We start from the raw sequence: 5,831 nt of genomic DNA, 5'->3' as shown, positions 1-5,831 counted from the left end.
CTCGATGGGTTTTGCCTGCTGCAAACCATCGTAGCCCGGGCCTTCCCGCTTTTACAGCAGCCTCAGGACATCATCGATCTACCCCAAAGGGAGCGCAACGCGAGCGTGCGAGCGCTCACGTCAAGGTCCGTACCAACAGCCGGCGGGAGCTCTACCTCGTTGCCTACGGCGTAGCTGATGAGAGGCGACTACAGACAGTCCATAAGATCATGCGGGACTTCGGGGATCCATTGCAATATTCGGTCTTTGTGGCCGCGCTGACTCCGGTGCAGCAGGCTCGTCTGGAGGCTCGCCTTTTGCAATAGATTCACACCAAGCAAGACCAGGTCCTCTCGTACGTCTCGGCCCGGTGCGATCCGGCCGCCTCACCAGCCGGCGTTTCAGCACCCTTGGCCTTCCGCTCGCGGTCCGCGACCTGCGGCGACTGGTCTGCTGACGGCCCGCCGTCCCAGGGATTGCTCCATCGCCCCACGTCCCCCGTCCCTGTCCTCCGAAAACCGTACCGGCAACTCCTGGCGGCGACCGGGGAAGTGGAGGAGATCCCCCTCCCGGCGCGAATCACGTCCAAAACTCGTCGCTGGGCCCCGGACGACGTTCGACAAGGAGTGGAGACGCGGTGCGGACCGACCTGAGAGGCATCCCTGCAGGCCGGAGGAGGAAGGGCACCCTGCTGGCGCTGGGCCTCCTCTTCGCCATGACGCTGAGCGCCTGCGGAGGCGGCGGTGGCAGCGCCAACACCTCCGGCCAGGGCCAGGGCGGGCAGGGCGGCGGCCAGGCGGGTCAGACGTCGCAGAGCCAGACGCTGACCGTCGCCATCGGCATCGACGCCGACACGCTGGACCCGGCCGGCCAGACCACCACCACCATCCAGAACATCCTCGACTACGTCACCCAGCCGCTGGTGGCGCTGGACAAGGACGGCAAGACCCAGCCCCTCCTGGCCACCAGCTGGGAGCCCTCGCCCGACGGGCTGACGGTCACCTTCCACCTGCGCACCGGCGTCCGCTTCCAGGACGGCACGCCCTTCGACGCGCAGGCGGTCAAGTTCAGCCTCGACCGGATGCTCGACCCCAAGGTGAAGGTCCCGCTCCGCGGCCCCTTCACCGCCATCCAGTCGGTGGAGGCCAAGGACCCCCAGACGGTCGTCCTCCACCTGAAGCACCCGGCGCCGGCGCTGGTGAGCGCCCTGACCGAGACGGCGGCGGCCATCATCTCGCCGGCCTCCATCGACAAGTACGGCAACACCTACGAGAACTACCAGCATCCGGTGGGCACCGGGCCCTACGCCTTCAAGGAGTGGGTGAAGAACGACCACATCACCCTCGCCCGCTTCGACGGCTACTGGGGCCAGAAGCCGTACTACGGCAGCGTCGTCTTCAAGGTGGTGCCCGAGGCGGCCACGCGGGAGAGCATGCTGCTGGCCGGCCAGGCGGACGTGATCATCCTGCCGCCGGCCTCCGACCTGAAGGCGCTGCAGCAGAACCCGGCGGTCAAGGTGCTCTTGGCACCCAGCGACCGGACCATCTTCATCGCCATCAACACCCAGGATCCCAAGCTGAAGGATCCGCGCGTCCGCCAGGCGCTCAACTACGCGGTCGACAAGCAGGCCATCATTCAGAACGTCCTCTTCGGCGCCGCCGACCCCATGGACGCGCCCATGGCCAAGAGCCTCTTCGGCTACTGCTCCATCGGCGCCTATCCGTACGACCCGGCCAAGGCGAAGCAGCTCCTGCAGGAGGCGGGCGAGCCTTCGCTGACGCTCCGCTTCATCGCCCCCACCGGCCGCTACGTGCAGGACTTCCAGGCGGCGCAGGCCATCGCCGGCGACCTGGCCAAGGTGGGCGTGCAGACGAGCGTCCAGACCATGGACTGGCCGACCTACGTGGCCACCATGACCAAGCCGCTCAACGAGAACACCACCCAGCTCCACATGCTGGGCTGGGCGCCGGGCTACATGGACGCCGAGCAGCAGATGGTCCAGTTCCTCAAGGCCGACTGGCCGCCGGCCGGGCTGGCCAGCTCCTTCTACACGAACCCCAAGGTGGAGCAGCTGGTCGCCCAGGCGGGGCAGACGGTGGATCCGGCGCAGCGCCAGCAGCTCTACTGCGAGGCGTCGAAGCAGATCTGGAGCGATGCGCCCTGGATCTTCCTCTGGACGCAACGCTTCCCCATCGTCTACTCGGCCAAGATCACGGGGGTGTCCTACCTGCCCAACGAGATGTTCGACATCCTGAACGCGCGGCCGGCCCAGTGAGGCGCCGGGGGCGGCGTTGAGCGGAACCGCAGTCTACGTGGCGAGACGGCTGGCCACCTCGGTGGTCACTCTCCTCGGGGTGGCCGTCGCCGTCTTCCTGCTCGTCCGGCTCTTGCCCGGCGACCCGGCGCGGGTCATCGCCGGCCTCCTGGCCACCGACCAGCAGGTGGCGCAGATCCGCCACCAGCTGGGGCTGGACCAGCCGCTGGCGACGCAGTTCGCCACCTTCCTCCTCCAGCTGCTGCAGGGCAACCTGGGCGTCTCGGCGCGCACCTCGCAGCCGGTGCTGGCCGAGATCCTCGCCCGGTTGCCCTACACGCTGGAGCTGGCGGTGGCAGCCACGCTGGTCGGCTCGGTGAGCGGCATCCTGATGGGCGTGGCGGCGGCGGTGCGGCGGACCAGCTGGCTGGACTTCCTGGTCTCGGTGGGGGCGCTGGCGGGCATCTCCATGCCGGTCTACTGGCTGGGGCTGCTCCTGATCATCCTCTTCGCCGTCGACCTGCACTGGCTGCCGGCGGCCGGCGCCGACCGGCCGGGGGCCATCGTGCTGCCGGCGCTGACACTGGCGCTCTTCTCCGTGGCGCTGGTGGCGCGCATGACGCGGGCGGCCATGCTGGAGACGCTCCGCCAGGACTACGTGCGCACCGCCACCGCCAAGGGGGTGGGGAGGGGGCGCGTCATCTTCGTCCACGCGCTGCGCAACGCCTTCCTGCCCATCCTGACGGTGATCGCGCTCCAGTTCGGCAACCTGCTGGGCGGCGCCGTGCTGACCGAGACGGTCTTCGGCTGGCCGGGCATGGGGCAGCTGCTGGTCAACTCCATCTTCGCCCGTGACTACCCCATGATCCAGGGCATCATCCTCGTCTACGCCACCCTGGTCGTGCTCATCAACCTGCTGGTCGACCTGCTCTACACGGCGGTCGACCCGCGCATCCGCTACTCGTGAGGCCTGGAGGATCCGTCCCGTGAGCTGGGTGAGGCGTTTCCGGCAGAACCGACAGGCGCTGGTGGGACTGGGCATCCTGGCCGTGCTGCTGCTGGCGGCGCTCCTGGGCCCGCTCCTCTCGCCCTACGACCCCTACTCCCAGGATCTGGCGCACGCCTTCGTCCGACCCGGCGCCGCCCATCCGCTGGGCACCGACTACCTGGGGCGCGACATCGCCACGCGGCTGGCCATGGGCGGGCGGCTCTCGCTGCTGATCGGCCTGCTCTCGGTGGCCATCGGGCTGGTGGCGGGCGTGCCGCTGGCGCTCCTCTCCGGCTACTGGGGCGGCTGGATCGACCTGGTCATCCAGCGGCTGACCGACGTCCTCCTCTCCTTCCCCAGCATCCTCCTGGCGCTGGGCCTGGTGGCCGTGCTGGGCGTGGGCGTGCAGAACGTGATCGTGGCCGTGGGGATCAGCACCGTGCCGCTCTTCATCCGCGTCACGCGCAGCGCCGTCCTCTCGGTGCGCGAGCAGCTCTACGTCGAGGCGGCCCGGGCGCTGGGCGCCTCCAGCGCGCGCATCCTGGCGCGCCACGTGCTGCCCAACGTGCTGGCGCCGGTCATCGTCCAGGCGACGCTCAGCGTGGGGCTGGCCATCCTCAACGCCGCCGGGCTGGGCTTCCTGGGGCTGGGGGTGCAGCCGCCGGCGGCCGAGTGGGGGACGATGCTGGGCGAAGGAAGGAACTACATCTTCAGCGCGCCCTACGTCACCACGTTCCCGGGGCTGGTCATCTTCCTGGCGGTGCTCGCCTTCAACCTGGTGGGCGACGGGCTGCGCGACGCGCTCGACCCCTATCTCCACGCCGAGGGGGCGGGCCTGGCCGCGGCGGAGGCGGGCGAGCCCGTGGTCGCCCAGGGGGAGGCCGCCGGCGGCCCGGTGGGGGAGGCCCGCCTGCCCTGACGTCCGGCCTGCCTTGCGGCGCCGGGCTCGCCCCCGCCGGGCCGGCGCCCGGGCGGCCGGAGGGGTGGGCCCCCCGGCCGTCCCGCGCGCTCCCCCGGCCTCAGGCGCCGCCCTTCCAGGAAGCCTCGCCGAGCCGCTCCAAGAGCCGCCCGTAGCCCACCCGGCCGCGGTCGAAGTTGGCCAGGCGGTAGAACTCGTCGGGGGCGTGGAAGTGCTCGTCGTCCACGCCGAAGGCGACCGTCACCGTCTCCACGCCCAGGTGGGTGCGGAAGAGGTCGAGGACGGGCACGGTGCCTCCGGTCCGCACCAGCACCGGCTCGCGCCCGTAGACCTCCGCCAGCACCTCGCGGGCCAGGCGGAGCGCGGGCAGCTCGGAGGGCACCACGTAGGGCCGCGCCTTGCCGGGGAACTCCTGCACGCGCACCTCCACGCCGGGAGGGGCGTGGCGCTCCACGTGCCGCCGCAGGAGGGCGAGGATCGCGTCGGGATCCTGGTCCGGCACCAGCCGGCAGGAGATCTTGGCGTGCGCCTCGTTGGGGATGACGGTCTTCGTCCCCTCACCCTGGAAGCCGCCCCAGACGCCGTTCACCTCCAGCGTCGGCCGCACCCAGGCGCGCTCCAGCGTGCCGTAGCCGGGCTCGCCGAAGGTGGCGGGCAGGCCGAGCTGGCGCGCGTAGGCCTGGTCGTCGTGGGGGATGCGGGCGAACATGGCCCGCTCTTGCTCGCTCAGGGGGCGGACGGCATCGTAGAAGCCCTCCACCAGGATCCTCCCGTCGGGCGCGCGCATCGTGGCCAGGAGCGCCACCAGCGCGTGGATGGGGTTCTGGACGGTGCCCCCGTAGATGCCGGAGTGGAGGTCGCTGGCCGCGCCCTTCACATCGATCTGCAGGGCGCAGAGGCCGCGCGAGCCCACCGAGACGGAGGGCAGCTCCTCCGTCCAGTTGGCGCCGTCGGTGCTGACGGCCAGGTCCGAGGCCAGGAGCTCCGTGTGCTGGGCGACGAAGGCGGGCAGCTGCGGGCTACCGATCTCCTCCTGGCCCTCGAGGAGGAACTTGACGTTGAGCGGCAGGCGGCCCTCGGCGCGGAGCCAGGCCTCGACGGCGAAGATGGCCTGGACGAAGTTGCCCTTGTTGTCCGAGGCGCCGCGGGCGTAGACGCGCCCGTCGCGGACGGCGGGCTCGAAGGGCGGGCTCGTCCAGCGCTCCACCGGGTCGACGGGCTGCACGTCGAAGTGGCCGTAGAGGAGGACGGTGGGCTTCCCCGGGGCGTGGAGCCAGTCGGCGTAGACCACCGGGTGGCCGCCCGTCTCCAGGATGCGGACGTTCTCCAGCCCCGCCCGCTCCAGCCGGCGGGCGCTCCACTCGGCGGCGCGGCGCACGTCTTGGGCGTGCTCGGGCAGCGCCGAGATGCTGGGGATCCTCAGGAGCTCGAGGAAGTCCTCCAGGTTCCGCGACCGGTTCTCTTCGAGATACTGGCGCCATGAGGCCATTCCGCGCGATCCCCCCACTCTGCGGGCATTGCTCCTTGGCTACGCCCCGTCGCGCCGATCTCCTCCGCCCGCGTCGCGCCCCGGGTCCTCCGGCGCGCCCTCCCTCGGCGCGCCCCCCGGCCGCCCCGGCTCCCAGCCGATCCACTCGATCCCCTCGACCCCGGCGAAGCGGCGCGCCATCACCTCCATGGCCTGGGGGTTG

5 protein-coding genes are annotated in these 5,831 nt (G+C 71.0%); 4 read left to right on the top strand and 1 reads right to left on the bottom strand.

Going from position 1 to position 5,831, the window contains the following annotated elements; all coding sequences use genetic code 11:
- The first annotated feature begins 11 nt into the window (after positions 1 to 11).
- The 4 genes from K6U79_10620 to K6U79_10605 all read left to right on the top strand — a co-directional run bounded on the left by K6U79_10620 (position 12) and on the right by K6U79_10605 (position 4,140).
- A complete protein-coding gene (locus K6U79_10620; GenBank protein ID MCL6522804.1) occupies positions 12 to 305 on the top strand; it encodes a CRISPR-associated endonuclease Cas2 in 294 nt (97 codons plus the stop codon).
- 389 nt (positions 306 to 694) lie between these two features.
- On the top strand, positions 695 to 2,254 hold the full coding sequence (locus K6U79_10615; protein MCL6522803.1) for an ABC transporter substrate-binding protein: 1,560 nt from the start codon (positions 695 to 697) through the stop codon (positions 2,252 to 2,254).
- A 16-nt stretch (positions 2,255 to 2,270) separates the two neighbouring features.
- Positions 2,271 to 3,200: an ABC transporter permease gene (locus K6U79_10610; GenBank protein MCL6522802.1), complete on the top strand. Its 930-nt coding sequence runs from the start codon at positions 2,271 to 2,273 to the stop codon at positions 3,198 to 3,200.
- 10 nt (positions 3,201 to 3,210) lie between these two features.
- Positions 3,211 to 4,140, top strand: coding sequence for an ABC transporter permease (locus K6U79_10605; protein ID MCL6522801.1), 930 nt, complete (start codon positions 3,211 to 3,213; stop codon positions 4,138 to 4,140).
- 100 nt (positions 4,141 to 4,240) lie between these two features.
- On the opposite strand, the gene K6U79_10600 is transcribed toward K6U79_10605, so the two are convergent.
- Positions 4,241 to 5,629 carry a dipeptidase gene (locus K6U79_10600; GenBank protein ID MCL6522800.1) on the bottom strand — a complete coding sequence of 463 codons (1,389 nt, stop codon included), beginning with the start codon at positions 5,627 to 5,629 and terminating at the stop codon, positions 4,241 to 4,243.
- Between the last annotated feature and the right edge of the window lie 202 nt (positions 5,630 to 5,831).

This window comes from Bacillota bacterium, from assembly GCA_023511835.1.
In the GTDB taxonomy this organism is placed as follows: Bacteria; Bacillota; Sulfobacillia; order JAIMAT01; family JAIMAT01; genus JAIMAT01.
This window is presented reverse-complemented; position numbering and strand designations above follow the sequence as displayed.